Raw genomic sequence first — 25,364 nt, 5'->3', positions numbered from 1 at the left:
CTTCCACCCGATTGTTTAATTGGTTACTGATGTATGCGGGGAATGTTAGATGCATAGCAGGAAAAATAGTCTGGGTTTCACCTTGATTGAGGTAATGATCGTTGTGGTGGTTATCGGCATCATTGCCGCCATTGCATATCCCAATTACACGCGGTATGTGCAAAACACCCGCATGGCTAATGCACAAGGTGACCTGATGGAGCTGGCCCAATGGATGGAGCGTCAATTCACACTCAACAATTCATACGCCGGCCTCACGCTTCCATTCAGCGTCTCACCCAAGGACAGTGGAACGGTTGCCTACAACATCTCCTTTGTCGCAGCACCCACGGCCAATGCCTATACCCTCCAGGCCGTGCCCACAGGGCCGCAGGCAGGTCATGAATGCGGGACACTGACTCTGAACCAGGCTGGTGTCCGTGGGGCAAATCTGACAACCTGCTGGCGGTAGAAAAATCAAGGGGTCAGAGTTGTTGAAATTGGTTTCGGTTTCAACAACTCTGACCCCTTGATTGTTCTGCTTGCTTGACACGAACCTCGTGTCGCACTAGTTTCGTGTAGATGAAGAATGTGACGATAACGCTGGACGAAGAGACGGCGCGCTGGGCTCGTATAGAGGCCGCGCGGCAGGGGACGAGCGTTTCCCGTCTCGTCGGGCGGATTCTGCGCGAACGCAGGGAACAGGAAGCGCAGCGATTGGCGGCCCTGGAGCGCTTCATACAGCGCCCTGTCAAGGCGTTGAAGGCCGCAGATGGAACCTATCCGGACAGGGAAAAGTTGTATGACCGACCTGTACTTCGTTGATACCAATATCCTCGTATATGCCCGGGACGCGCGAGCGCACCCGAAAAGCAGCGTCAGGCGGCCCGCTGGATCGAAGTGTTGTGGAACCGGGGATTGGGTCGGCTGAGTTACCAAGTTCTGCAGGAGTACTATCAGGTAGTGACCCGCCGCCTTTCGCCCGGCATGGATCCCGAGCTGGCGCGTGCAGACATTCGTGACCTGATCACCTGGCGGCCCGTGCAGACGGATGATGCCGTGTTGGAGGCGGCTTGGTCCGTGGAGTCCCGTTATCGGCTCTCGTGGTAGGACTCGCTGATCGTGGGTGCCGCCGTGCGCGCGGGTTGCCGCTTCCTGCTGACCGAAGATCTCCAGCACGGCCAGATGCTGAGTGGCATTCTGGTACTGAACCCCTTTGAGACAGACTTGCCTGAAGCGGGTGAAACGACACCGTCTTCCTGAGTTCGATCCTGAAGATCAAGGGGTCAGAGTTGTTGAAATCAATTACAACAACTCTGACCCCTTGATCTTCCTGGGACGTTGAAGAATAGACTAAGTCTTAAGGCTAAGGCATTCTGGGGGCGCTCATGAGCACCACGGTCAACGTACACGAAGCGAAAACGCATCTGTCGCGGCTCTTGAAACGGGCGCATGACGGCGAGGAAATCATCTTGGCCAAGGCCGGCCGGCCCTACGCACGCCTGGTTCCCTTGGGATCCACCCCGTCAAAGCGTCAGCCCGGGCGCATCAAGGGCCGGGTCGAGGAGGCTTTCTTCGATCCCCTGCCAGAAGATGAACTCGCTGCTTGGGAAAAGTAGTGCGAATCCTGCTCGACACCCATGCCCTGCTGTGGTGGCTCACAAATGACTCGCGATTGTCCGCGAACTACCGGCAATCCATCCATGCCGGGGCATATTCGGTCAACCACCGCGACCCGTTCCACCGGATACTGGCCGCCCAGGCAGAATTGGAACAGGTGCCCCTGGTGACGGCCGATCCGGCATTTCGTGATTTTTCGATTCGGTGCCTCTGGTAACAGAACATCAAGGGGTCAAAGTCGTTGAAATCAATTTCAACGACTCTGGCCCCTTGATGTTGCTTTAGCGATATTGCGGGTATTACATTATGAAAATGTAATACTGAGTAGGAGGACACACCCTATGAGCCATACGCTGACAAGCAAGGGTCAGGTGACCATTCCCAAGAAGGTTCGGGAAAGCTTGGGGCTCGGTCCTGGCAGTCAGATTGACTTTGACGTTGATGAGCAAGGCCGGATCATAATTCGTAAGGTGCAGGGGCGGGGGCGGCGCAAGGCGCCCGTTCGGGACCGGTTCGAACAGGCCCGTGGCCGCGCGACCGTCAAGTGGAGAACAGATGAGCTGATGGAACTGCTGCGCGGAGAAGCGTAAGTGGTACTTGTCGATACGAACGTCCTCATTGACGTGCTGGAGGACGATCCCCAGTGGGCGGAATGGTCCGTCACGCGATTGCGCCAGTTATCCGCTGCCCATGAACTGGCCATCAATCCGGTTGTATATGCGGAGTTGTCCCTTGCTTTTGAGCAGGTGGAAGAACTGGAAACAGTCGTCTCCGATCTACAACTCCGGTTTATGGAGATCCCCCGGGCCGCTCTTTTCCTGGCGGGCAAGGCCTTCATGCGCTATCGCAGGAAGGGCGGTATGAAGCACAATGTGCTGCCCGATTTCTTCATCGGCGCTCACGCCGCAGTGGCAGAACTTCCCTTACTCACCCGTGATACACGCCGCTATCGCACCTATTTTCCAACGGTGCACGTGATCTCGCCTGATGCCTGATCGAGGGGAAGATAGATCCAAAGGATGGGATTTCCTGGTAGCCAATCCAAATCGAATCTGAGTGCTCAACGTAAAGCCTTGGGCAGGCTGAATACAATGTTCTCGCGCTTGCCGCCGTGTTCGGTGACCGTGTTCATGCCATTAGCGCGGAGATGTTCCACCACCTCCTGCACCAGCAGTTCCGGCGCCGATGCGCCAGCGGTGACGCCCACCTGGGTCTTGCCCTCCAGCCACCGGTCCTCGATCTGATCGGCGTTGTCCACCAGATAGGCCTCCACCCCCAGTTTCTCGGCGATCTCCCGCAGCCGGTTGGAGTTGGAGCTGTTGGGGGAGCCCACCACCAGGAACAGGTCGCATACGGAGGCCAGTTGCTTCACGGCGTCCTGGCGGTTCTGGGTGGCGTAGCAGATGTCGTCGCGCTTCTGGCCCTGGATGTTCGGGAAGCGGCTCTTGAGGGTCTCGATGATGTCCAGGGTGTCGTCCACCGACAGGGTGGTCTGGGTGACGTAGGCCAGGGCGTCGGGGTTTCTGATCTGGATGCGCTCGGCATCCTCAACCGTTTCAACCAGGTACATCTCACCACCGTGGCTGCGGTCGTACTGGCCCAGGGTGCCGTCCACCTCCGGGTGTCCTGCATGACCGATGAGGATCACCTCCTCGCCGCGCCGGGCATGGCGGTCCACCTCCATGTGCACCTTGGTCACCAGGGGGCAGGTGGCGTCGAACACCCGCAGGCCGCGCCGCTCCGCCTCCTGCACCACGCTGCGCGCCACGCCGTGGGCGCTGAAGATTACCGTGGCGCCGTCAGGTACCTCGTCCAGTTCCTCAACGAACACCGCACCCTTGTTGCGCAGGTCCTCCACCACGAACTTGTTGTGCACCACCTCGTGACGCACATAGATGGGTTTGCCAAACAGGGTGAGGGCGCGCTCGACGATATCGATGGCGCGATCCACGCCGGCGCAGAAACCGCGGGGGTTGGCGAGAATGACTTGCATGGGAAAGGACCGGTGGTGTTGGAACGGGTGACTATTGTCCCATTAAAGGGGTCGGGAATGAACCTTCGAATGAACCTTCGAAGGCAGTGGCAAGTGGCAAGTCTCAAGTGGCAAGGGAAGCCCCCTCTCCCTCAGGGAGAGGGCTGGGTGAGGGTGGTTTTCCTTGCCACTTGAGACTAGCCACTAGCCACTGCCTTCAAGGGGCCATCCCAGTCCCCACGTCCAGGATCTCTACCGAGTAGGTGATCTCATGCCCGGCCAGGGGGTGGTTGAAATCCACCTTCACGGTGTCCTTGTCCACTTCCATGATGGTGCCGGGCAGTTCGTCGCCGGTGGGGGTGGAGAAGGTGACGATCAGGCCGGGCTTGAGTTGCATGTTCGGGGGGAAGTCGGACCGGGGCATGTCCTGCACGGCGGCGGGGCTGGGGTAGCCGAAGGCCTGCTCGGGGGTGAGCGTGAGGGTCTGCTTGTCACCGGGTTCGAGACCGATCAGCGCCAGTTCAAGGCCTTCCTCCAGGTCGCCGGCACCCATGACGAATTCGAAGGGCGCCTCGCCCTCGGTGGTATCGGCCACCATGCCGTCTTCCAGGGCGATGGTGTAGTGCATGCGCACCTTGCTGCCGTAGGCAATCATGATCGACCTCCTGCGCCGGGGGCGTCGGACTCCCGCGCGAACAACAGACTGTACCCCACCAGCACCACGGCGCCAACGGTGATGGCGGTGTCGGCCACGTTGAAGGCGGGCCAGTGGTAGCCGGCATAGTGGAAATCCAGGAAATCAATCACATGGCCATGCCAGAGGCGGTCGATGACGTTGCCGATGGCCCCCCCCAGGATCAGGGTGAGACTGGCGGCGGTCCAGCGCTCGTCGGCGCGCAGATTCCTGAGCCACCATAAGATGAATATCGAGGCGCCGAAGGCCACGGCGACGAAGAACCAGCGCTGCCAGCCGGAGGCGTCACCCAGGAAGCTGAAGGCGGCGCCGGGGTTGTAGACCAGGGTGAAGTTAAAGAACGGGGTGATCTCCACCGGGGCGTAGAGCACCAGGGCGCGCTCGGCGATGTACTTGGTGGCCTGGTCGAGGACGACCACCACGGCGGACAGCCATAACCATTTCAACATGGAATTGCTCAGAATCGGAATGGACAGGATGAACAGGATAAAGACCCGAGAGCAAAAGGATCAGACAGGATTAACATGATTTACAGGATTAAAAAGCCTTTAAGAAATAATCTTGTAAATCATGTTAATCCTGTCCAGTGTTTTGTCTTTCGCCCCAGTCTTTCATCCTGTCCATTCATTTCCCTAGGCAAAGCGCCGCTGCTCGCCGGCGCCCGTCACGTTCTCCACGCAGCGCCCGCACAGTTCCGGGTGCTCGCTGTTGGCGCCGATGTCGTGCCGGTGGTGCCAGCAGCGCGGGCACTTGGCGTGCTCGCTGCGGGTCACGCGGGTCCAGAGCTTCGTGCCGTCCTCCAGCGGGGTGTCCACCGCGTCGTCCGGGCGGCTGGCGGCGTCGTGCACCCGGGCATAGGAGGTGATGAGCACGAAGCGCAGTTCCTCGCCCAGCCGCCCCAGGGTCTCGGCCAGGGCCGGGTCGCAGTAGAGGTCCACCTCGGCATCCAGTGAGCTGGCCTTGGCGGCGCGCAGTTTTTCCATCTCCCGGTTCACCGCCTGGCGCACGTCCAGGAGCGTGGCCCAGAAGTCCTCGTTCATGGCCTCGGAGGCGTCCAGGGCGAACAGGCCCTGGTACCAGGTGTTGAACAGCACGGATGCGTTTCGTTCGCCGGGGATCTCCTGCCAGATCTCCTCGGCGGTGAAGGAGAGGATCGGGGCCAGCCAGCGCACCATGGCCTCGATGATGTGGTACATGGCGGTCTGGGCGGAGCGCCGGGCGATGCTGTCTGCCTGGGTGGTGTACTGGCGGTCCTTGATCACGTCCAGGTAGAAACTGCCCAGTTCCACAGAGCAGAAGTTGTGCACCCGCTGGTAGATCTGGTGGAACTGGTACTGCTCGTAGGCGCCGGTGACCTTCTGCTGGACCTTCAGCGCCTGGTCCACGGCCCAGCGGTCGAGCGGCAGCATCTGCCCGGGCGCGAGCATGTCTTTGGCGGGGTCGAAGCCGGTGAGGTTGGCCAGCAGGAAGCGCGCGGTGTTGCGCATGCGCCGGTAGGCGTCCGCGGTGCGCTTCAAGATCTCGTCGGAGACCGCCATCTCGGCGCTGTAGTCGGTGGCCGCCACCCACAGGCGCAGGATGTCGGCGCCCAGGGTATCCACCACCTTCTGGGGGGCGACCACGTTGCCCTTGGACTTGGACATCTTCTGGCCCTGGGCGTCCACGGTGAAGCCGTGGGTGAGCACCGCCTTGTAGGGCGCCGTGCCGCGCATGGCGACGGCGGTGAGCAGGGAGGACTGGAACCAGCCGCGGTGCTGGTCGGAGCCCTCCAGGTACAGGTCGGCGGGCAGGCCCAGCTCGGCACGCTTGTCGGTGACCGTGGCGTGGGTCACGCCGGAGTCGAACCACACGTCCAGGGTGTCGCTCACTTTCTGGTACTCGGCGGCCTCGTCACCGAGCAGTTCGCTGGGGTCCAGGGAGAACCAGGCCTCGATGCCCTGGCTTTCGATGCGCTGGGCCACCGCCTCGATGAGCGCAGGGGTGTCCGGATGCAGGCGGCCGGTCTCCAGGTGCACGAACAGGGGGATGGGCACTCCCCAGTTGCGCTGGCGGGAGATGCACCAGTCGGGGCGACCGGCCACCATGCCCTCGATGCGCGCCTGGCCCCACTGGGGCACCCACTGCACCTGCTGGATGGCCTTGAGTGCCTGCTCGCGCAGTTCAGCCTGCTCCATGCTGATGAACCACTGGGGCGTGGCGCGGAAGATGATCGGGGTCTTGTGGCGCCAGCAGTGGGGGTAGCTGTGGCGCAGCTTCTCGGCCAGCACCAGGGCGCCGCGTTCGCGCAGCACCTCGATCACGTGGCCGTTGGCCTGGTGCACCGACTCGCCGGCGAAGAATTCCGTTCCGGGCAGGAACTTGCCGTCGGGACCCACCGGGTTGTCCACGGCCAGGCCGTAGCGCAGGCCGACGATGTAGTCGTCCTGGCCGTGGCCGGGGGCCGTGTGCACGCAGCCGGTGCCGGCCTCAAGCGTCACGTGTTCGCCCAGGATCACGGGGACCTTGCGGTCGAGGAAGGGGTGGTGCAGCAGGGCGCCTTCGAGGGCGGCGCCCTGGCAGCGGCCGATGATGCGGGCATCGGTGAACCCGTAGCGCTTCATGGCGGGTTCTACCAGGTCGGCGGCCATGATCAGGCGCTCGCCGTTCACGTGCACCAGGGCGTATTCAAGCTCCGGGTGCAGGCACACGGCCTGGTTGGCGGGCAGGGTCCACGGGGTGGTGGTCCAGATGACCACGGAGACCGGGCCGTCGCCCTCGTTCTCCAGGGCGCAGCGGCGCAGGAAGTCGAGCTCGTCGTCCAGGCGGAAGCGCACGTCGATGGCGTGCGAGGTCTTGTCCTCGTACTCCACCTCGGCCTCGGCCAGTGCCGAGCCGCAGTCCACACACCAGTGCACAGGCTTCTCGCCCTTGAGCAGGTGGCCGCGTTCGATGATGCGGCCCAGTGCGCGCACGGTGTCCGCCTCCACCTGGTAGTCCATGGTGAGGTAGGGGTTCTCCCAGTCACCCAGCACGCCCAGGCGCTTGAAGTCCTGGCGCTGGCTGTCCACCTGCTCCAGGGCGTACTCGCGGCAGGCCTTGCGGAAGGCGGCGGCGTCCACCTCGTGTCCCACCTTGCCGATCTTCTTCTCGACCTGCAGCTCGATGGGCAGGCCGTGGCAGTCCCAGCCGGGGATGTAGGCGGCGTCGAAGCCCGCCAGGGTGCGGCTCTTGACGATGATGTCCTTGAGGATCTTGTTGACCGCGTGACCGATGTGGATGTTGCCGTTGGCGTAGGGCGGACCGTCGGCCAGCACGAAGCGGGGGCGACCGGCGCAGACCTCGCGCAGCTTGCGATAGCGCTCGGCCGCTTCCCAGTGCGCGAGCATCTCCGGCTCCCGCTGGGCCAGATTGGCGCGCATGGGGAATTCGGTCTGGGGCAGATTGAGTGTGTCTTTGTAGTCAGTCACGGAGTCGTTTCACCATGGGGCGCCGTGCAGGCGCAGGGTTCATTGCCAAACTGGATCGCGGGCCAAACTGGATCGCGGCGCCCGTGGGGCGCCCTATGTGCCGAAAAACGCTCTCGCCTGATCCACGTCCCTTGCGATCTGGGCCTTGAGGGCATCCAGGGACTCGAAACGCTGTTCCTCCCGGATGCGGGCCAGCAGGTCCACGTGCAGGACGCGCCCGTAGAGGTTTGCGTCGACATCGAACAGGTGCACCTCCAGGCGGTTCTCCAGCCCGCCCACGGTGGGTCGAGTGCCCACATTCGCAACGCCTCGCACCGGGTCGCCGTTCAGTCCGAACACCTCCACCGCGTAGACCCCGCGCACCGCCAACGGTCTCGGCCCCATGCGCAGGTTGGCGGTGGGGAAGCCGATGGTCCGGCCCCGCTTGTCGCCGTGGGCCACGCGCCCGTTGAGGCGATAGGGGCGGCCCAGCAGTTTCTGGGCGGTCTCCATGTCGCCGGCGGCCAGGGCCTCGCGGATGCGGGTGCTGCTCACCCGCGCGCCGTCCACCTGGAAGCTGTGCATGTGGGCCACGTGAAAGCCGTGGCGCTGGCCCAGTGCCTGCAGCAGCTGGAAGTCCCCGCTGCGCTTGCGGCCGAAGCGGAAGTCATCGCCCACCACCAGGTACTTCACCCCGAGCCGCTCGACCAGCAGCTCCTCCACGAAGGCTTCAGCCTCCTGTTCGGCCAGCCCGCGGTCGAAGCGCAGGCACAGCAGCCGGTCCACGGAGAAGCGGCGCAGGGCCAGGAACTTGTCCCGGAAGCGCTGCAACCGGGGCGGTGCCTTGTCGCCCAGGAAATACTCCCGGGGCAGGGGCTCGAAGCTGATCACCGTGGTGGGCAGGCCCAGCTCCGCGGCCTTCTCCGCCAGCTGACCCAGCACCGCCTGATGGCCCAGGTGCAGCCCATCGAAGTTGCCGATGGTGGCCACCGTGCCCCGGTGCCGCGGCCGCAGATTGTGAGCGCCCCGTATGAGTTCCATGCCGGTCCCGTAAAAGCGCCGATTATATCAGTCCTGCCGGGCGGGTGCGCCTTGTGTCGGCGGCAGTCAAGAGCCTTCAACGCAAAGACGCGAAGGCGCAAAGGACGCAAAACGTCATATTGTGGGCTGGAAGGTCACTATGTGTTCTTCGATGGATCGGATGTTGAAAGGTTTTTTGATCAAAAGCCTTTGCGATCTTCGCGTCTTTGCGCCTGTGCGTTGGATGTTGGGCTCAGCGCATCAGGAAATGTCGGGGGCGCACGCCGAGGGCCAGCAGGGTGGCCCCGTAGGCGGCCGAGCCTAGGGCGATCAGGCCCAGGAGTCGCGTGACGCGGTCCATGGCGGGCCACTGGCCCCAGGCCTCCAGGGGCGGGGTGGCGAACCACAGGGCGAGGCTCATGACCAGGCCCGCCACGGCGACCTGGATCAGGAAGGCGCGCCAGCCGGGGTGGGGGCGGTAATGGCCGTCCCGCCGCAGGCCCCGGAACAGCAGCCCGGCATTGAGCAGGGCGGACAGGCCGGTGGCCAGCGCCAGGCCGGCGTGGGGGCCGGGCAGGTCGAGCATCACCCAGGGCACCACGATGGCGACGTTCAGGCCCATGTTGGCCAGCATGGCGATGATGCCGATCTTCACCGGGGTCTTGGTGTCCTGGCGGGAGTAATAGCCCGGGGCCAGGATCTTGATGAGCATGAAGGCGGGCAGGCCGGCGGCGTAGGCCATGAGCGACATGGCCGCCATGGTGGTGTCGAAGGCGGTGAACTCCCGGTACTGGATCAGGCTCGCGAGGATCGGCCCGGCCAGGAAGATCAGCCCCAGCATGGCGGGCACGGCCACCACCAGGGTTAGTTTGAGGGCCCAGTCCAGGGTGTTGTTGAAGGCTTCGGGTGTCCTGGCCGCATGCTCCCGGGACAGCCGCGGCAGGATCACCGTGGCGATGGCGATGCCGAACAGGGCCAGGGGCAGCTCCACGAAGCGGTCGGAGAAGTACAGCCAGCTGATGGAGCCGGCCACCAGGAAGGAGGCGATCAGGGTGTCCACCAGCAAGTTGATCTGCACCACCGAGGAACCAAAGATGGCCGGCAGCATGAGCCGGGTGATCTTCTTCACCCCCTCGTGGGCCTTCTTGAGCCTCGGCCGGGGCAGCAGCCCCTGGCGGGCCAGGAAGGGGAACTGGAACAAAAGCTGCGCGGCGCCGGCCACGAACACGCCCCAGGCCAGGGCCTTCACCGGCTCCTCGAAGTAGGGCGCGCCCCAGAGCGCCGCGGCGATCAGCGAGAGATTGAGGAACACCGGCGTGAAGGCCGGCACCGCGAAGCGCCCCACGCTATTCAGGATGCCCCCCGCCATGGCGGTCAGGGAGATGAACAGCAGGTAGGGGAAGGTGATGCGCAGCATGTCGGCGGCCAGCACCTGGCGGCCATTGTCCTCGCCGGCGAAGCCCGGGGCGAACACCAGGATCAGCAGCGGCGCGGCCAGCATGCCGATGGCCGTGACGATGAACAGCGCGAGCGTCAGCGCCCCGGCGGTGTGATCCAGCAGGTCCTTGAGCGCCTCGCGGCCGCGCTGCTCCTTGTACTCGGCGAACACCGGCACGAAGGCCTGGGAGAAGGCCCCCTCGGCGAACAGCCGGCGCAGGAAGTTGGGGATGCGAAAGGCGACGAAGAAGGCGTCGGTGGAGCCGGTGGCGCCGAAGCTGATGGCCAGCACCATGTCCCGCAGGTAGCCGAATAGCCGCGAGATGAGCGTCATGGCGCTCACCACGGCGGTGGATTTCAGCAGGCGGCTCATGAAGGCAGTGGCAAGTGGCGAGTAGCAAGTGGCAAGGAAACCCGGACTTTAGCGGGTTATGCCGGTAGGGGGCCACCACCTGTGAAGGGGGAAGTGTGAATTGGGAAGTTGGACGTTTTACTTCTCACCTCCCAATTCACACTTCGTACTTTATTCCACCTTCAGGTAGCGGAAGCCCTCGTCCTGGAGTTCCACGATGCGCACCACGCCGGAGGACACGAGCTCGACGTTGTCGTAGAGCCTGTCGGCGTCCAGGTTGATGGCCTGGCGGGTGAGGTCTCAGAGTTCCAGCTTCACGCCGTGGCCGTTGACCAGGCCCATGAGTCGGCCACGCAGATTCTCGCGGCGTTCCTTGAGTTCGGCATCCGCGGCGAAGGGGGTGCCCTCCAGGTCCTCATCGGTGACGAAACGCACCCCATGGGACAGGAACACGATGCGGATGTCATAGTCCCGCAGCTGGCTGTCGTAGTGGGTGGCCATGTTGGAGATGTTGGTGATCATGGCGCTGACCCGTCCGGGGTCGGCGAAGTCCACGTGGTAGACCACCTTGGCCTCGGCCTCGAAGGCTCGGGCCTCGCCAAGGGGCCAGACCCACAGGCACACGGTGAGGGCCAGCAGGGCGGCGAGCCAGCGGCAGGTCTGGGGGAAGGGCACGGGGCGACACCCCTGCAGGGGGTAAGACATGGGTGGATCCTCCTCGAGAAATGACTCTAGTTATCGTGGCGCCACAAAGGCGCACGGAAAGTATGTCTATTCCGGGGAGGTCGTTCGGTAACAAAGTTACAGAGGAACTCGGAAGTGGGAAGTGTGAATTGGAAAGTTGGAAGTTTTCACTTCGCACTTCCCAATTCACACTTCCCACTTGCCTTATTCGATCTTGATGTAGGCGAAGCCTTCCTGGTTCTGCAGCTGGGCGATGCGCACCACGCCGGAGGGCACCAGCTCCACGGAGTCGTAGAGCTCGTCACTGGCCAGCTGCACGGCGCTGCGGGTGATGTCGCAGAGCTCGAGTTTCACGCCGTTCATGTTCACCAGGCTCATGAGCCGTCCGCGCAGGTTGTCCCGTTCCTCCTTCAGGCGCTCGTCCTCGGCAAAAGGGGTGCCCTCCAGGGGGTTGTCGGTGATGAAACGGATGCCGTGGGAGACAAAGATGATGCGCACGTCGGCTTCGATGAAGTTGTTCTCGTAGTGACTCATCATGTTGTGGATGCTGGTGAGCATGGCGCTGAAGCGGCGCGGGTCGGAGAAGTCCGCGTGGTACATCACCTTGGCCTCGGCATCCGCACGGGCCTGGGGCAGGGTGAAGGCGGTCGCCAGCGCCAGGATCAGCAGGGCCATCAGGCTCAGCCAGGGGGCGCGGCGGGTGGCGGCGAGGGCGCGGGTTCGGGGTGTCGTCATGGCGGGTCTCCTTGTTATAACGGCTGAGGGGCCTTGATCCGGCCCTTGCCTTTGGTGATACCCCTTGTGACTGTAGGGGCGGCGAGGGGTTCCATGTCCCTGAATTTTAGCAATCGTCGCCGGGAAGGGGGGCTCACCGTTGACACGGGCGGGCGAATCCGGCATATTTCACGCCCTTTAGCGATTCTCGCACCGAATTTTCAGGAGCATTACCTTGGCTAACATCGCATCTGCCCGCAAGCGTGCCCGCCAGGCCGAGAAGAACCGCCAGCACAACATGGCGCTGCGTTCCCGTTTCCGCACCTCCGTGAAGAAGGTGCTCAAGGCCGTCGTGGCCGGTGACAAGGAGGCCGCCCAGGCCGCCCTGAATGCCGCCGTGCCCGTCATCGACGGCACCGTGAACAAGGGCCTGATCCACAAGAACAAGGCCGCCCGTCACAAGAGCCGTCTGAATGCGCGCGTGAAGGCGATGTAAGCTGCCGTTCTCATCAGGCAATAAAAAAGCCCGGCCAAAGCCGGGCTTTTTTATTGCCTGATGAGAACGGCAGTGGCTAGTGGCAAGTCTCAAGTGGCAAGGAAAAGCCGGTGTTTTGCTTTTTCCTTGCCACTAGCCACTTGAGACTTGCTACTGTTCTACAGCAGGACCAAGTTGTCCCGATGGATCAGCTCGGGTTCATCCACGTACCCCAGTATCCCTTCAATCTCGTCCGCCCGGTGTTTCATGATGCGCCGGGCCTCGTCGGCGGAATAGTTCACCAGGCCCCGGGCCACGGGGCGGCCGTCGGGGTCCACGCAGGTGACCACATCTCCGCGGGAGAACTCCCCCTTCACGTGGGTCACGCCCACGGGCAGCAGGCTACGCCCGGCCTCGCGCAACACCTTGGTGGCACCGGTGTCCAGGATCAGCTCGCCCTTGGCGATCAACTGGCCGGCGATCCACTGCTTGCGGGCGGCGAGCGGTTCCTTGTCGGGGCACAGCAGGGTGCCGATCTGTTCGCCTTCGGCGATGCGTTCCAGCACCCGTTGCTCGCGGCCCGAGGCGATCACGGTGTAGGCGCCGGAACGGGCCGCGCGGGCGGCGGCGTGCAGCTTGGTGGCCATACCGCCCCGGCCCAGCTGGCCGAAGGTGGGGGCGGCCAGTTTGAGCAGTTCCGGATCCATGGCCAGGCCCTCGGAGACCAGCTGGGCATCGGCGTGGGCGCGCGGGTCGCGGTCGAACAGGCCCTTCTGGTCGGTGAGGATCACCAGCACCTGGGCCTCGGTGAGGTTGCCTACCAAGGCGGCCAGGGTGTCGTTGTCGCCGAAGCGGATCTCGTCGGTGGCCACGGTGTCGTTCTCGTTCACCACCGGGATCACCCCCAGGGCCAGCAGGGTGCGCAGGGTGCTGCGGGCATTGAGATAGCGGCGGCGGTTGGAGAGGTCGTCGTGGGTGAGCAGTACCTGGGCGGCGCGCAGGCCGTGGCGCTGGAAGATACTCTCGTAGGCCTGCACCAGGCCCATCTGGCCCACGGCGGCGGCGGCCTGCAGTTCGTGCAGGGCGTGGGGTCGGGTGGTCCAGCCCAGTCGGCTCATGCCCTCGGCCACGGCGCCGGAGGACACCAGCACCACTTCCCGGCCCGAGGCGCGCAGGCGCGCGATCTGTTCCGCCCAGCCGGCGAGGGCCTCGTGGTCCAGGCCGCGTCCCTCGTTGGTGAGCAGGGCGCTGCCGATCTTGATGACCCAGCGGCGGGCCTTACCCAGCTGTTGCCGTGTCTGCGTCATGGCTTTGGGCTTCTTCGAGATATTTCATGATGGCCTGCATCAGGGATGCGCAACCCTCGCCGGTGGCCGCCGAGATGGCATAGACGGGGCCTTCCCAGCCAAGCCGTGCCACCAGTTCCTTGACGAAGGATTCACGCTCGTCGGGGGCGATCAGGTCGATCTTGTTGAGCACCAGCCAGCGGGGGCGGCTAGCCAGGTCCTCGCTGAACTGCTCCAGTTCCGCCTCGATGGTGCGTACCGCCGCGACCGGATCCTCGGCGGGGTCCGCCGGGGCCACGTCCACCAGGTGCAGCAGCAGCCGGGTGCGGGACAGGTGCTTGAGGAACTGGATGCCCAGGCCCGCGCCCTCGGCGGCCCCCTCGATGAGCCCCGGGATGTCCGCCATCACGAAGCTCTGCAGCGGGCCCACGCGCACCACGCCCAGGCCCGGGTAGAGGGTGGTGAAGGGGTAGTCGGCGATCTTGGGCCGGGCGCCGGAGACCTGGGTGATCAGGGTGGACTTGCCGGCATTGGGCAGGCCCAGCAGGCCCACGTCCGCCAGCAGCTTCAGCTCCAGGCGCAGCACGCGCAGCTCACCGGGGGTGCCGGGCTTGGACTGGCGCGGGGCGCGGTTGGTGGAGGTCTTGTAGCGGGTGTTGCCCAGGCCGTGGAAGCCGCCCTGGGCCACCAGCAGGCGCTGGCCGTGCTCCACCAGGTCGCCGATCAGCTCGTCGGTCTCGGCGTCGTAGGCGAGGGTGCCCACGGGCACGGGGATTTCCAGGTCTGCGCCGGAGGCGCCGGTCATGTTGCGCCCGCCGCCGTTCTCGCCCCGCTGGGCTTCGTAATGGCGCTGGAAGCGGAAGTCCGCCAGGGTGTTGAGGTCGTGGGTGGCGACCAGGTAGACGCTGCCGCCGTCGCCGCCGTCACCGCCGTCGGGGCCGCCGAAGGGCACGAACTTCTCGCGACGGAAGCTCACGCAACCGTTGCCGCCGTCCCCGGCTTTGACCTTGATGGTGGCTTCGTCGACGAATTTCATAGGAAAGCGCCAGAGGCAAGAGACAAGAGGCAAGATACAAGAGGTGACTTTTACTTGTCTCTTGTATCTTGCCTCTTGTCTCTATGCAATGAAAAAGCCCCGACGGGTCGGGGCTTCGTGTAAGCAGTGAAAATGCGGCCTTGCTTCAGGCCTGCACCACACTTACATACTTGCGGTTCTTGGGACCCTTGGTCTCGAACACCACGGTACCATCGCTGGTGGCGAACAGGGTGTGGTCCTTGCCGCAGCCGACGTTCAGGCCGGGGTGGAACTGGGTGCCACGCTGACGGACCAGGATGTTGCCGGCCAGCACGGTCTGACCGCCGAAGCGCTTCACGCCCAGGCGTTTGCTTTCTGAGTCGCGGCCGTTACGGGTACTGCCGCCTGCTTTCTTGTGTGCCATTTCGGTTTACCTCTGAGTTCAGCCGGAGATGCCGGTGATCTCCACCTCGGTGAAGTCCTGACGGTGGCCCATCTGCTTGCGATGGTGCTTGCGGCGACGGAACTTGATGATCATCACCTTCTCGCCACGGCCGTGGGCCTTGACGGTGGCGGTGACCTTGCCGCCTTCCACGTTGGGGGTACCCACCTTCACATCGTCGCCGCTGCCGACCAGCAGGACGTTATCGAATTCCACGGTGGCACCTGCCTCGGCGTCGAGCTTCTCAACGCGCAATACGTCGCCCTGGGCGACGCGATACTGTTTGCCACCGGTTGCAATGACCGCGTACATCTTGATGTGTCTCCCAAAAAGGGTCTGGCAATCCAAAGGAGCGGAATCATACCGGGGGCCGGGGCCGAGGTCAAACCCTCTTGACGGTGTCAATCTTGACACCCCCCGTCCCGGCTACCTAGCATGCGCAGTTCCCGGCCTCTCCGATACCCGATCCCCCATGGACCTCGACCAGATACGCGCGCTCGTCGCCGATGACATGAATGCGGTGAACGACCGCATCCGCGAGCGGCTGCGGTCCTCCGTGGTGCTCATCAACCAGCTGGGCCACTACATCATCAACAGCGGCGGAAAGCGTCTGCGCCCCTTGCTGGTGCTGCTCTCCGCCCGGGCCTGCGGGGCCGGCGACCGGCACCACATCGACCTAGCCGCCATCATCGAGTTCATCCACACCGCCACCCTGCTGCACGACGACGTGGTGGACGCCTCGGAACTGCGCCGGGGCCGGGAGACCGCCAACGCCCTGTTCGGCAACGAGGCCAGCGTGCTGGTGGGGGATTTCCTCTACTCCCGCTCCTTCGAGATGATGGTGGAGATCGGTTCCATGCGGGTCATGGAGATCCTCGCCCACACCACCAACACCATTGCCGAGGGCGAGGTGCTGCAGCTGCTCAACTGCCACGACGCGGACACCCCCGAGGAGCGCTACATGGAGGTGATCCAGTCCAAGACCGCCAAGCTGTTCGAGGCCGCCGCCCGCATCGGCGCCGTGCTGGGCGGGCAGCCGGAGCCGGTGGAGCAGGCCATGGCGGCCTATGGCATGCACCTGGGCACCGCTTTCCAGCTCATCGACGACGTGCTGGACTACGGCGCCTCCGCCGAGGAGATGGGCAAGAACATGGGTGACGACCTGGCCGAGGGCAAGCCCACCCTGCCCCTGATCCACGCCATGCGGGTGGGTGACGCCAACCAGGCCGGGCTGATCCGCGAGGCCATCGAGCAGGGCGGGCGCGACTATGCCGATCGGGTGCTCGGGATCATCCAAGCCACCGGGTCGCTGGACTACACCCGTGCCGTGGCCGCCGCCGAGGCCGACCGGGCCGCCGCGAGCCTCGCCGTGCTGCCCGACAGCCCGGAGCGCCAGGCCCTGGAATCCCTGGCCCGTTTCTCGGTGACGCGGGGTTTTTGAAGGGTGGCCGCTGTTTTTTCTTGTATCTTGTCTCTTGGATCTTGTATCTTGCGCAATTCTTCGGAGTGTAGCTCAGCCTGGTAGAGCACTGCCTTCGGGAGGCAGGGGTCGAAGGTTCGAATCCTTTCACTCCGACCATCTATACGTACCGAATGTCGAAGGGCCTGACCGGCAACCGGTCAGGCCCTTTTCTTTTGCCCGCGCAGGGGGTCTTCAGGCCCTGGATTTCTTGCGTCCTGATGCCTTGGTGCCCGGCATCTGGGCAGAGGCGGGCCCGGACGTCTCCAGGGTAGGCAGGCGCAGGATCCCGGAGGCCTCCTGCAGGGTGAAGTCCAGGAAGGCCTGGCCCACCCGGGAGAAGCGCTTGCCCTGGGGGTGGACCAGGTACCAGTGGCGGCGGATGGGGAAGCCGGCCACGTCCAGTACCGCCAGGCGTCCCAGGGCCAGTTCCATCTCCAGGGTGTGCAGGGAGAGAACGCCCAACCCCAGTCCCGCTTCCACGGCCTGCTTGATGGCCTCGCTGCTGTGCATCACCTGGCTGGGCAGCAACTGCTCGCCGTGCTGCTCGAAGAAGCGCTCGGCGGCGCCCCGGGTGCCGGAGCCCGGTTCGCGCAGGATGAAGGGCTCACTGCGCAGGCGCTCCAGCGGGATGCTGTGCTCGCGGGTCAGGGGGTGGTCCGGGGGCGCGATCATCACCAGGGGGTTTTCCATGAAGGGGTGGGCCACCAGTTCCTTGTCCGGCGGCTGGCCCATGATGGCGAGATCCATGGCGTTGGCGGACAGCAGGCTCAGCAGGGACTCCCGGTTGGTAACCTCGAGGGTCACGGACACGTTGCTGTGCCGGTGGCAGAAGGCGGCGATCAGGCGCGGCACGAAATAGTTGGCAGTACTGGCTACGGCGATGGTCAGCCGGCCGCGGCTGAAGCCCTTCAGCTCGTCGAGCACCATTTCCAGTTCCGAGAGCTGGGCGGAGATCGCCTGGCTGTAGTGATACATCTCCCGGCCCGCCTCGGTCAGAAAGATGCGCTTGCCCACCTGTTCGAACAGCGGCAGGCCGGCGTGCTCTTCCAACTGCTTGATCTGCATGGAAACGGCGGGCTGGGTGAGGTGCAGCTCCTGGGAGGCACGGGTGAAACTGAGGTGTCTGGCTACCGCCTCAAAGGCCTTGAGTTGGCGGAAGGTAAAGTTCATCATGTCGATCCCCACCGTTTGGATGGTTTTCCGGCAGGCCCCGCCTGTAAAGAAAGACTGCATTCGGTGACGGGTGCCCGGGCTTTTAGTACCGCCCGGGTGCCAAGCCGATGCGTCCGGGCCTGCTCGCCGCATCAGACTGGCCGATGGCAATCGCACTGTCGGCGTGGCCGTAGGATCTCGATCTCCCCGGCCAAAACATAAGTGATCAGTTATCGTAATAATCACAATAATTGATTGTTAATTATGCTGGCCTTTCCTCTAGGATTCCAGCAGTCCAAATCAAAATGGCTTGCGGTCTCGCCTTGCGCGGGCCACAGGCGTGGTTTTCGATCCTCAATACATTTAAGGAGTCGCACATGGCCGCCAAGAAATACAGCGCTGGCGTGAAGGAGTACCGGCAGACGTACTGGACGCCGGAGTATGTCCCGCTCGATACCGACCTTCTGGCCTGCTTCAAGATCACGCCCCAGCCCGGCGTGGACCGCGAGGAGGCTGCCGCAGCCGTGGCCGCCGAGTCCTCCACCGGTACCTGGACCACGGTGTGGACCGACCTCCTGACCGACATGGACTACTACAAGGGCCGCGCCTACCGCATCGAAGACGTGCCTGGTGACGACGAGTGCTTCTACGCCTTCATCGCCTACCCCATCGACCTGTTCGAAGAGGGTTCCGTGGTGAACGTGTTCACCTCCCTGGTGGGCAACGTGTTCGGCTTCAAGGCCGTGCGTGCCCTGCGTCTGGAAGACGTGCGCTTCCCGATCGCCTACGTGAAGACCTGCGGTGGCCCGCCCCACGGTATCCAGGTCGAGCGCGACATGATGAACAAGTACGGTCGTCCGATGCTGGGCTGCACCATCAAGCCCAAGCTGGGCCTGTCCGGCAAGAACTACGGCCGCGCTGTGTACGAGTGTCTGCGTGGCGGTCTGGACTTCACCAAGGACGACGAGAACATCAACTCCCAGCCGTTCATGCGCTGGCGCCAGCGTTTCGACTTCGTCATGGAGGCCATCCACAAGGCCGAGGCGGAGACCGGCGAGCGCAAGGGCCACTACCTGAACGTGACCGCCCCGACCCCGGAAGAGATGTACAAGCGTGCCGAGTACGCCAAGGAAATCGGCGCCCCGATCATCATGCACGACTACATCACCGGCGGCTTCACCGCCAACACGGGTCTGGCCAACTGGTGCCGTGACAACGGTGTGCTGCTGCACATCCACCGCGCCATGCACGCCGTGCTCGACCGTCATCCCAAGCACGGTATCCACTTCCGCGTGCTGGCCAAGATCCTGCGTCTGTCCGGCGGCGACCACCTGCACACCGGTACCGTGGTGGGCAAGCTGGAAGGCGACCGCGCCGCGACCCTGGGCTGGATCGACCTGCTGCGTGAGCAGTTCGTGCCGGAAGACCGCAGCCGCGGCATCATGTTCGACCAGGATTGGGGCTCCATGCCCGGCGTGTTCGCCGTGGCCTCCGGTGGTATCCACGTGTGGCACATGCCCGCCCTGGTCACCATCTTCGGCGACGACTCCGTGCTGCAGTTCGGTGGCGGCACCCTGGGTCACCCCTGGGGCAATGCGGCCGGCGCCCATGCCAACCGCGTGGCCCTGGAGGCCTGCGTGCAGGCCCGCAACGAAGGCCGCGAGCTGGAGCGCGAAGGCAAGGAGATCCTCACCGCTGCCGCCGCCCATAGCCCCGAACTGAAGATCGCCATGGAAACCTGGAAAGAGATCAAGTTCGAGTTCGACACCGTCGACAAGCTGGACGTTGCGCACAAGTAATCGTCGATGCGCGGGTGGCAGAACCTGCCGCCCGCGTCATGAGAACCAGATAAAGGGATACCGACATGTCCGATATTCAGAGCTACAAGCAGACTCCGAAGTACGAAACCTTCTCCTACCTGCCGGAGATGAACGCCGAGCAGGTGCGTCGCCAGATCGCCTACTGCATCGCCCAGGGCTGGAACCCTGCCGTGGAGCACAGCGACAAGGAAAATGCCTTTGGCCATTACTGGCACATGTGGAAGCTGCCCCTGTTCGGTGAGCAGTCCGTGGATGCCGTGCTGGCCGAGATCGAGGCCTGCCATCGCGAATACCCGAACCAGATGGTTCGCTTCGTGGCCTACGACAACTACGCCCAGAGCCAGGGCATGGCCTTCGTGGTGTACCGCGGTCGTTGATTGCCGGGTGAGGCCGGGCCTTCGTGGCCCGGCCCCATACGCAGCCATATACAGCAGACGCCTATCAGGAAGGATGTGCCATGAGTAATTCGACAGCCGCGTCCGGCACTTCTCGGGGTCGCGAACTCGCCCTCGAGCGGCGCAAGGCCATGTCCCGCAATGGCAAGGCCAGCGTCAACACCCAGACCAGCGCCAGTGCGAGCCGCAGCGCGGCCGCGCGACGCCAGAGTGCTGCCGTGAGCGCCCCGTCGGCGCCCGTCGCAGCGGAGCGTCCCCGTGAGCCCGTGCTTGCGGCGCCGGCACCGGCGCCGGCACCGATCACGGCGCCCGCGCCTGGGGTGAACACCGGGCTGTCCAACGGTCGTCAGGCCGCTCTGGCACGTCGTCAGGCCATGGCGCAGAACGGCAAGGCTGCCCTGGGCAAGAGCGCCCTGGGCATGGCCCGTGCCGGTGCCAGAAAGGTCAAAAGTCTGGAGGCCCTGGCCGCCTCCGCCAATGTGGACTGCTCCGACATGAGCGGTCGCGAGATCTGCCGCCTGCGTCGTCAGGCCCTGTCTTCGGCCGGCAAGAAGGCCCTGGGCCAGCAGACCGAACGGACCCGCCAGAGCGACTATCGCGCCCAGGCTGAGACGCCGGCCGAGACCCGTGATGCGGGTGTCAAGAAAGAAGGTTGCGGCTGCGGCTGCAAGGGCAAGAAGCGGGAAGAGATGCAGCCCACCCTGGAAGAGGCCGCTATGCAGGCGGGTCTCGACGCGGTGTGCGAGGTGGTGGATGCCACCGCCGACAGCGATCTGCCCCAGCCCATGGTTTCCGCCGTGCGCGCCCTGTGCATGGCCCGCCGCCAGGCCCTGGCCGGCAGCGGCAAGAAGGCGCTGCGCAAGCGCGGCCCCAATGGCAGCGTGTCCGTGAGCACCCTGCCCCAGCAGGGCTCCTGGAAGGGCGCCCAGCGCAAGGGCCTGTCCGGGCGCGAGATCGCCCGTCAGCGTCGTGAAGAACTCTGCAACATCGGCCGTGGCAGCGATGACAAGGGTCGACCCTGCGGCCGCGTGCGCCCCACAGGTCCGGTGAAGGTCGAGGAGGGCACCACCCTCGCCGGCCAGCGTGTCTCCGGCACCCAGGTGGATCGCACCTCCCGGGTTACCGGCATCGAGGCCGGCAGCTGCCGGACCATCACCGGCACCGAGTACACCGGCGCCGAGCAGTACGACGCCTTCTGCCGGACCCGGCCGAACGCCAATGCCCCCAAGGTGGGCGCCAGCCACACCCTGCGTGGCCAGGGCGTGACCGGCACCGAGGTGGGCCGTTCCGTGAAGGTGACGGGCGATGAATACGGCAGTTGCAAGCCCATCACCGGCACCGAGTACATCAGCAGCGAGCAGTTCGAGGGCTTCTGCGCCACCTCCCCCGCCCCGGCCCCGCGCAAGATCGGCGCCATGCCTACCCGCAAGGGCGAGACCGTTTCCGGCACCACCGTGGGCCGCAGCGTGAAGGTGACCGGCGATGAGCCCGGCTCCTGCCGCAGCATCACCGGTACCGAGTACATCAACGAGGCCGCCAGCGAGGTGCCTTGCGTGGGAAAGCCTGAGGGCGCCCCGATCAAGGTGGGCGTCATGCACACCCTGCGCGGACGCGAGCTGACCGGCACCGAGGTGGGTCGTTCCGTGAAGGTGACCGGCGACGAGTACGGCAGCTGCAAGCCGGTGACCGGCACCGAGTACATCGGCTCCGAGCAGTTCGAGTCCATCTGCGGTACCCGCCCGGCGCCTGCCCCGGAAAAGGTTCAGCGCATGAGCACGGAACACGGCCAGGCCGTCACCGGCACCGCCGTGAGCCGCAGCGAGCGCATGACTGGCAACGAGTCCGGTTCCTGCGCCCGGCTGACCGGCACGCCCTACTACAACCAGGCTGACTATGCCGCGGCTTGCGATACCCCCGGTGCCGGCGGCGTGCCCAAGGTGGGCGTGATGCACACCCTGAAGGGTCGCGAGGTCTCCGGCACCGTGGTGGGCGGATCCTTCAAGGTCACCGGCGACGAGTACGGCGGCTGCAAGCCGATCACCGGTACCGAATACGTGGGTTCCGAGCACTACGACGCCTTCTGCGGTACCCGTCCCGTGGCCTCGCCCGAGAAGGTGACCGTGAGCCGCACCTGGAATATGCAGGCCGTCTCCGGCACCGCCGTGGGTCGCAGCGTGAAGGTCACCGGTGACGAATACGGTGCCTGCAAGCCCGTGACCGGTACCGCCTACGTGGGCCCCGATCAGTACCAGGCCTTCTGCGAGACCGTCGACAACAGCGCCGCGCAGCAGCGCGTCGCCCAGCGTCACGCCACCCCGGGCATGCCCATCACCGGCAGCCAGCCGGGCTACGACAGGCATGTCACGGGTACCGAAGCGGGTGCCTGTGAAGTTGTCTCCGGTACGCCTTACGTGGGTGCCGATGACTATGCCCAGGCCTGTCACATGGGCGGCGCCGCCAACGTGCATCCGCGCATGCGCCCCGCAGGCATGGCCGTGCAGGCTGCGCCAGTGGTGAGCCAGGCCTTCGAGCCTGCGCCCAACAGCCGCTTCAGCGTCATGACCCCGGCCCGCCAGGCCTGGGAACGCCGCGAGCGTTCCGTGACCGGCACTGCGTATGGCAACAACGGCCACATCACCGGCCCCATCAACAAGGCCGCCGGTCTGGTCTCCGGTACCCCGGAATTCCGCTACGCCGAGGGCGTGGCCGCCCAGGTGCCCGTGCAGCCCATGCAGGTTGAGGAGCCCGCCCAGCCCGCCACCAGCCGCATCACCGGCAATGGCAGCGAGACCGGCGTGACCATCACCGGCGACCACTGGGCCCGTGGCAGCAGTGTGACCGGCACGGAAGGTTTCTCCGTGCGCCGCAACACCAGCCTGCGGGGTCAGCCCCGGGGCGAGGGTCGCAGTGCCGTGAGCTACCGCGGCATGGAGCGCCCGGAAGTGCCCCAGAGCAAGATCACCGGCAGCTCCGGAAATACCGGTGCCGGTTCCCTGGTGACCCTGTCCGGTGGTGCTCGTGGTTGAAGTCGGACTGACTGTGAACGATCGCGTGAGCGTGCATGCGGCGACATCGTAACAAGACCCCCCTGGGCAGCCGCTACGTGGCATCCAGGGAGCCGGGACCGGAGCAGGAAGCGGAACCGCAGGATGGAGATCACGAAGGCGAGGTAGCTCACGCCTGCAGTGGCGAGATGAGCGCGCTGGAACCCTATCTGCCGGGGCATCCCCTGGCGGATCAGGAGGCCAACGCGGCCTTGTACGAGTACGAGCGGGGTTTCCGGGAAAAGTTCTCGCGGCTGATACCGGTGCTCAAGGAAGTACACGCGCTGCAGCATGAGGCGGACTTCGAGTTGCGCGCCCAGGAGCTGGTGCAGCGCAAGCTGGGTTACCAGCTGCCGGAACATCTGATAGCGGATGCCTGGATCAAGGACCTGGATACCCGAGCCCTGTACCTGCACGGCATGTTCAGGAAGTTCGACCAGGTGGTGAATGAACACTGGCAAGGTCGTGATGACCTGATCGCCGATGCGGAAAGGGCCATCGCCTACTTCCTGGACTGTGATTTCCACGAAGTGGACATCACGCCCTGCTCGGACGGCCGGTTGCTGGGCCTGCGGCGTTTCATCCTGCGCCTGCCCGCCCTGGCAGTACGGGTGAGAAGTTATGCCGGTGCGCTGTTTGACATCGAAGAGGGTGTCCAGCACTGGACCAGGCGGGAGCTGATCCGCCACCGGGAAGGGGTGCCGACCTCGGCGGACGTGCCGAGTCGCTACCTGAAGATCGCTGCCTATCACTACAGCAGCTCCAAGCCCAACCAGGAGGGCTGTGCTGCCCACGGCAGCAACGAACGCGATGCGGCCGAGGCCGCGCTGCTGCAGTTGCGGGCCTTCAGGCAGGCGATCGAGAACACGTACAGCTGCGGCGCATCGGTGGACACACTGCTGATCGGCGTGGACACGGACACGGACGCCATCAAGGTGCACGTGCCGGATGCGGACACGCGCATGAGCCTGTACCGCTTTGTGGACTGCGGTGAGCTTTACCGCGAGACCCTGGAGATGGACGCCCAGTCGGCATCGCTGCGTGTCTATGAGGCGATCCAGGAGGCGATCAATACCCAGGGCTGGGGCAAGGGCAACGGGCCGCCCCACGAAGGCATGTTGAGGCTGGTGTCGAGGCTGCTGCTGAACAATATCTCGCAGCTCGACTACGTGGCCCGCTACCACGGTGGCCGGTATGCGGACGTGGGACACCAGGAGCGGATGATCATCGTGGGTGATCATTTCTCCGAGATGCAGGTGCGCAACTTTGCGTACTTCACGCACCTGGAGACCATGGAGGAAGACGCGAAGAACATGGACGTGGCCGTGAACCAGATCTTCAGGCCACTGAACATCGCGCGCGGTCTGCCCATCCCGGTGGTGGTGCATTACCGCTATAACCGGAATGTGCCGGGTTCGCGGGAACGGGTCGAGGCCCATTGCAGGCGCGTGAAGGCGGCCATCATGGAGCGCTTCAGGGATCTGGCGGAAAAGAGCCTGATCGGCTGCCACATGGTGATACGCGACAAGAAGAGTGGCAGCAGGCTCGAACTGCTGGAAGATTGAAGCGGTAGGCACGGGACAAAGACATGAAGATCTGCAAGGTTGAAAAGACGCTGGTTTCGACCAACCGAATCAAGGACCTGGGTCATCGTCCCCTGCTGGTGGTGCGTGAGAAGGCCGGTGGCCCGCGCATGGTGGCCGTGGACTCCGTGGGTTGCGTGCCCGGTGACTGGGTCATCGTGGTGGGCAGCTCGGCGGCGCGAGAGGCCGCCGGCAGCAAGGAATACCCCAGTGATGCCACCATCGTGGGCATCATCGATTACTGGGACGAGGAAGAGGGCTGACCCGTGGACATCATGCGGGTGGTCGACGAACTGGTGGTGACCCGGCGTGTGCCGGGGCTGTTCGCCGCATCCCTGCGGGTGCTGGCGGACAGCAAGGGGAATCTGAGTGTCGCCGTGGACCCCGTCGGCGCGCATCCGGGCAACTGGGTGTTCACCATCAGCGGTTCAGCGGCGCGCTATGCGCTGGACAACCGCGCGACGCTGACGGATCTGACCATCGGCGGGATCATCGACCACTGGGACGATGATGAAGGTAACAAGACGGCCGCCGGCAAGCCGGCCAGCGGCAACCAGGCTGAAGCACAAGGCTCTGCCACTCCACACAAGGTGGCGTGAGCGGGATTTGGGATTTGAACTCGTTAATTCAGGAGAAAAGTAATGGCTAATGAACGTTTTGGTGTGGCCCTCGGCATGATCGAGACCCGTGGTCTGGTGCCCGCGATCGAAGCGGCTGATGCCATGACCAAGGCCTCCGAAGTGCGCCTGATCGGCCGTCAGTTCGTGGGTGGTGGTTACGTGACCGTGATGGT

At 64.5% G+C, this 25,364-nt stretch carries 28 protein-coding genes, 1 tRNA gene and 1 pseudogene; 17 read left to right on the top strand and 13 right to left on the bottom strand.

Annotated features, from left to right (window positions below; all coding sequences use genetic code 11):
• The first annotated feature begins 49 nt into the window (after positions 1-49).
• The 7 genes from D580_RS0112560 (at position 50) to D580_RS0112530 (ending at position 2,594) form a co-directional block, all read left to right on the top strand.
• The gene (locus tag D580_RS0112560) at positions 50-451 is read left to right on the top strand and encodes a type IV pilin protein (protein WP_018954726.1); all 402 of its coding nucleotides are present in this window, start codon (positions 50-52) and stop codon (positions 449-451) included.
• A gap of 491 nt (positions 452-942) precedes the next feature.
• The gene (locus D580_RS16890; protein ID WP_231363552.1) at positions 943-1,089 is read left to right on the top strand and encodes a hypothetical protein; all 147 of its coding nucleotides are present in this window, start codon (positions 943-945) and stop codon (positions 1,087-1,089) included.
• 12 nt (positions 1,090-1,101) lie between these two features.
• A complete protein-coding gene (locus D580_RS16885) occupies positions 1,102-1,242 on the top strand; it encodes a hypothetical protein (protein WP_231363551.1) in 141 nt (46 codons plus the stop codon).
• 125 nt (positions 1,243-1,367) lie between these two features.
• Positions 1,368-1,598 carry a type II toxin-antitoxin system Phd/YefM family antitoxin gene (locus D580_RS0112545; protein ID WP_018954723.1) on the top strand — a complete coding sequence of 77 codons (231 nt, stop codon included), beginning with the start codon at positions 1,368-1,370 and terminating at the stop codon, positions 1,596-1,598.
• Positions 1,598-1,816 carry a type II toxin-antitoxin system VapC family toxin gene (locus tag D580_RS0112540; RefSeq protein WP_018954722.1) on the top strand — a complete coding sequence of 73 codons (219 nt, stop codon included), beginning with the start codon at positions 1,598-1,600 and terminating at the stop codon, positions 1,814-1,816. Before D580_RS0112545 ends, D580_RS0112540 begins: the two co-directional genes overlap by 1 nt.
• A 124-nt stretch (positions 1,817-1,940) precedes the next feature.
• Positions 1,941-2,189 (top strand): AbrB/MazE/SpoVT family DNA-binding domain-containing protein, encoded by a 249-nt coding sequence (locus D580_RS0112535; RefSeq protein ID WP_018954721.1) that lies wholly within the window; start codon positions 1,941-1,943, stop codon positions 2,187-2,189.
• A complete protein-coding gene (locus tag D580_RS0112530; RefSeq protein ID WP_018954720.1) occupies positions 2,190-2,594 on the top strand; it encodes a type II toxin-antitoxin system VapC family toxin in 405 nt (134 codons plus the stop codon).
• A 65-nt stretch (positions 2,595-2,659) separates the two neighbouring features.
• Here the strand turns inward: D580_RS0112530 and ispH are convergent, their stop codons facing one another.
• The 8 genes and pseudogenes from ispH to D580_RS0112490 form a co-directional block, all read right to left on the bottom strand.
• Positions 2,660-3,592 (bottom strand): 4-hydroxy-3-methylbut-2-enyl diphosphate reductase, encoded by a 933-nt coding sequence (gene ispH / locus D580_RS0112525; RefSeq protein WP_018954719.1) that lies wholly within the window; start codon positions 3,590-3,592, stop codon positions 2,660-2,662.
• A gap of 196 nt (positions 3,593-3,788) precedes the next feature.
• Positions 3,789-4,226 (bottom strand): FKBP-type peptidyl-prolyl cis-trans isomerase, encoded by a 438-nt coding sequence (locus D580_RS0112520; protein ID WP_018954718.1) that lies wholly within the window; start codon positions 4,224-4,226, stop codon positions 3,789-3,791.
• Complete coding sequence (lspA, locus tag D580_RS0112515) at positions 4,223-4,714, bottom strand: signal peptidase II (protein WP_018954717.1); 492 nt, start codon at positions 4,712-4,714, stop codon at positions 4,223-4,225. Before lspA ends, D580_RS0112520 begins: the two co-directional genes overlap by 4 nt.
• Before the next feature lie 183 nt (positions 4,715-4,897).
• Positions 4,898-7,711, bottom strand: a complete 2,814-nt coding sequence (gene ileS, locus D580_RS0112510; RefSeq protein ID WP_018954716.1) for an isoleucine--tRNA ligase — start codon at positions 7,709-7,711, stop codon at positions 4,898-4,900.
• A gap of 93 nt (positions 7,712-7,804) precedes the next feature.
• Entirely contained in the window at positions 7,805-8,731 is a 927-nt protein-coding gene (gene ribF, locus D580_RS0112505; protein WP_018954715.1) for a bifunctional riboflavin kinase/FAD synthetase, read from the bottom strand.
• Between the two features lie 232 nt (positions 8,732-8,963).
• Positions 8,964-10,520, bottom strand: a complete 1,557-nt coding sequence (gene murJ / locus D580_RS0112500; protein ID WP_018954714.1) for a murein biosynthesis integral membrane protein MurJ — start codon at positions 10,518-10,520, stop codon at positions 8,964-8,966.
• Between the two features lie 150 nt (positions 10,521-10,670).
• Positions 10,671-11,204: pseudogene (locus D580_RS15555) on the bottom strand (DsrE family protein).
• Between the two features lie 183 nt (positions 11,205-11,387).
• Positions 11,388-11,858, bottom strand: coding sequence for a DsrE family protein (locus D580_RS0112490; RefSeq protein WP_231363554.1), 471 nt, complete (start codon positions 11,856-11,858; stop codon positions 11,388-11,390).
• A 274-nt stretch (positions 11,859-12,132) separates the two neighbouring features.
• Between D580_RS0112490 and rpsT the strand changes: the two genes are divergently transcribed.
• Positions 12,133-12,393 carry a 30S ribosomal protein S20 gene (gene rpsT / locus D580_RS0112485; protein ID WP_018954711.1) on the top strand — a complete coding sequence of 87 codons (261 nt, stop codon included), beginning with the start codon at positions 12,133-12,135 and terminating at the stop codon, positions 12,391-12,393.
• Between the two features lie 158 nt (positions 12,394-12,551).
• Here rpsT and proB read toward each other — a convergent pair whose 3' ends face one another.
• From proB to rplU, 4 genes are all read right to left on the bottom strand, one after another.
• A complete protein-coding gene (gene proB, locus D580_RS0112480) occupies positions 12,552-13,679 on the bottom strand; it encodes a glutamate 5-kinase (protein WP_018954710.1) in 1,128 nt (375 codons plus the stop codon).
• Positions 13,651-14,694, bottom strand: coding sequence for an Obg family GTPase CgtA (cgtA, locus tag D580_RS0112475; protein WP_018954709.1), 1,044 nt, complete (start codon positions 14,692-14,694; stop codon positions 13,651-13,653). Before cgtA ends, proB begins: the two co-directional genes overlap by 29 nt.
• Positions 14,695-14,839: 145 nt before the next feature.
• The gene (rpmA, locus tag D580_RS0112470) at positions 14,840-15,097 is read right to left on the bottom strand and encodes a 50S ribosomal protein L27 (protein WP_012639738.1); all 258 of its coding nucleotides are present in this window, start codon (positions 15,095-15,097) and stop codon (positions 14,840-14,842) included.
• Positions 15,098-15,115: 18 nt separating this feature from the next.
• Positions 15,116-15,427: a 50S ribosomal protein L21 gene (gene rplU, locus D580_RS0112465; RefSeq protein WP_012639737.1), complete on the bottom strand. Its 312-nt coding sequence runs from the start codon at positions 15,425-15,427 to the stop codon at positions 15,116-15,118.
• A gap of 160 nt (positions 15,428-15,587) precedes the next feature.
• Here rplU and ispB point away from each other — a divergent pair, with 160 nt between their 5' ends.
• Entirely contained in the window at positions 15,588-16,556 is a 969-nt protein-coding gene (gene ispB / locus D580_RS0112460; protein WP_018954708.1) for an octaprenyl diphosphate synthase, read from the top strand.
• A 61-nt stretch (positions 16,557-16,617) separates the two neighbouring features.
• A tRNA-Pro gene (locus tag D580_RS0112455) sits at positions 16,618-16,694 on the top strand.
• Positions 16,695-16,769: 75 nt separating this feature from the next.
• Here the strand turns inward: D580_RS0112455 and D580_RS0112450 are convergent.
• Entirely contained in the window at positions 16,770-17,750 is a 981-nt protein-coding gene (locus D580_RS0112450) for a LysR family transcriptional regulator (RefSeq protein WP_018954707.1), read from the bottom strand.
• Positions 17,751-18,106: 356 nt separating this feature from the next.
• Between D580_RS0112450 and D580_RS0112445 the strand changes: the two genes are divergently transcribed.
• The 7 genes from D580_RS0112445 to D580_RS0112415 form a co-directional block, all read left to right on the top strand.
• Complete coding sequence (locus D580_RS0112445; RefSeq protein ID WP_018954706.1) at positions 18,107-19,528, top strand: form I ribulose bisphosphate carboxylase large subunit; 1,422 nt, start codon at positions 18,107-18,109, stop codon at positions 19,526-19,528.
• Positions 19,529-19,593: 65 nt separating this feature from the next.
• Complete coding sequence (locus D580_RS0112440) at positions 19,594-19,926, top strand: ribulose bisphosphate carboxylase small subunit (protein ID WP_018954705.1); 333 nt, start codon at positions 19,594-19,596, stop codon at positions 19,924-19,926.
• A 149-nt stretch (positions 19,927-20,075) separates the two neighbouring features.
• Positions 20,076-22,970: a CsoS2 family carboxysome shell protein gene (locus tag D580_RS0112435; protein WP_018954704.1), complete on the top strand. Its 2,895-nt coding sequence runs from the start codon at positions 20,076-20,078 to the stop codon at positions 22,968-22,970.
• A gap of 167 nt (positions 22,971-23,137) precedes the next feature.
• Positions 23,138-24,553, top strand: a complete 1,416-nt coding sequence (locus D580_RS0112430; protein WP_026289956.1) for a carboxysome shell carbonic anhydrase — start codon at positions 23,138-23,140, stop codon at positions 24,551-24,553.
• A 23-nt stretch (positions 24,554-24,576) separates the two neighbouring features.
• On the top strand, positions 24,577-24,834 hold the full coding sequence (locus D580_RS0112425) for a carboxysome peptide A (RefSeq protein ID WP_012639730.1): 258 nt from the start codon (positions 24,577-24,579) through the stop codon (positions 24,832-24,834).
• A 3-nt stretch (positions 24,835-24,837) separates the two neighbouring features.
• On the top strand, positions 24,838-25,170 hold the full coding sequence (locus tag D580_RS0112420; protein WP_018954702.1) for a carboxysome peptide B: 333 nt from the start codon (positions 24,838-24,840) through the stop codon (positions 25,168-25,170).
• 42 nt (positions 25,171-25,212) lie between these two features.
• A partial coding sequence (locus D580_RS0112415) for a BMC domain-containing protein (protein WP_018954701.1) occupies positions 25,213-25,364 on the top strand: 152 nt, incomplete at its 3' end.

Source organism: Thioalkalivibrio sulfidiphilus (assembly GCF_000377945.1).
GTDB classification, from domain to species: domain Bacteria; phylum Pseudomonadota; class Gammaproteobacteria; order Ectothiorhodospirales; family Ectothiorhodospiraceae; genus Thioalkalivibrio_A; species Thioalkalivibrio_A sulfidiphilus_A.
Note: the sequence above shows the minus strand (reverse complement) of the source record. Positions and strands in the feature narration are given on the sequence as shown.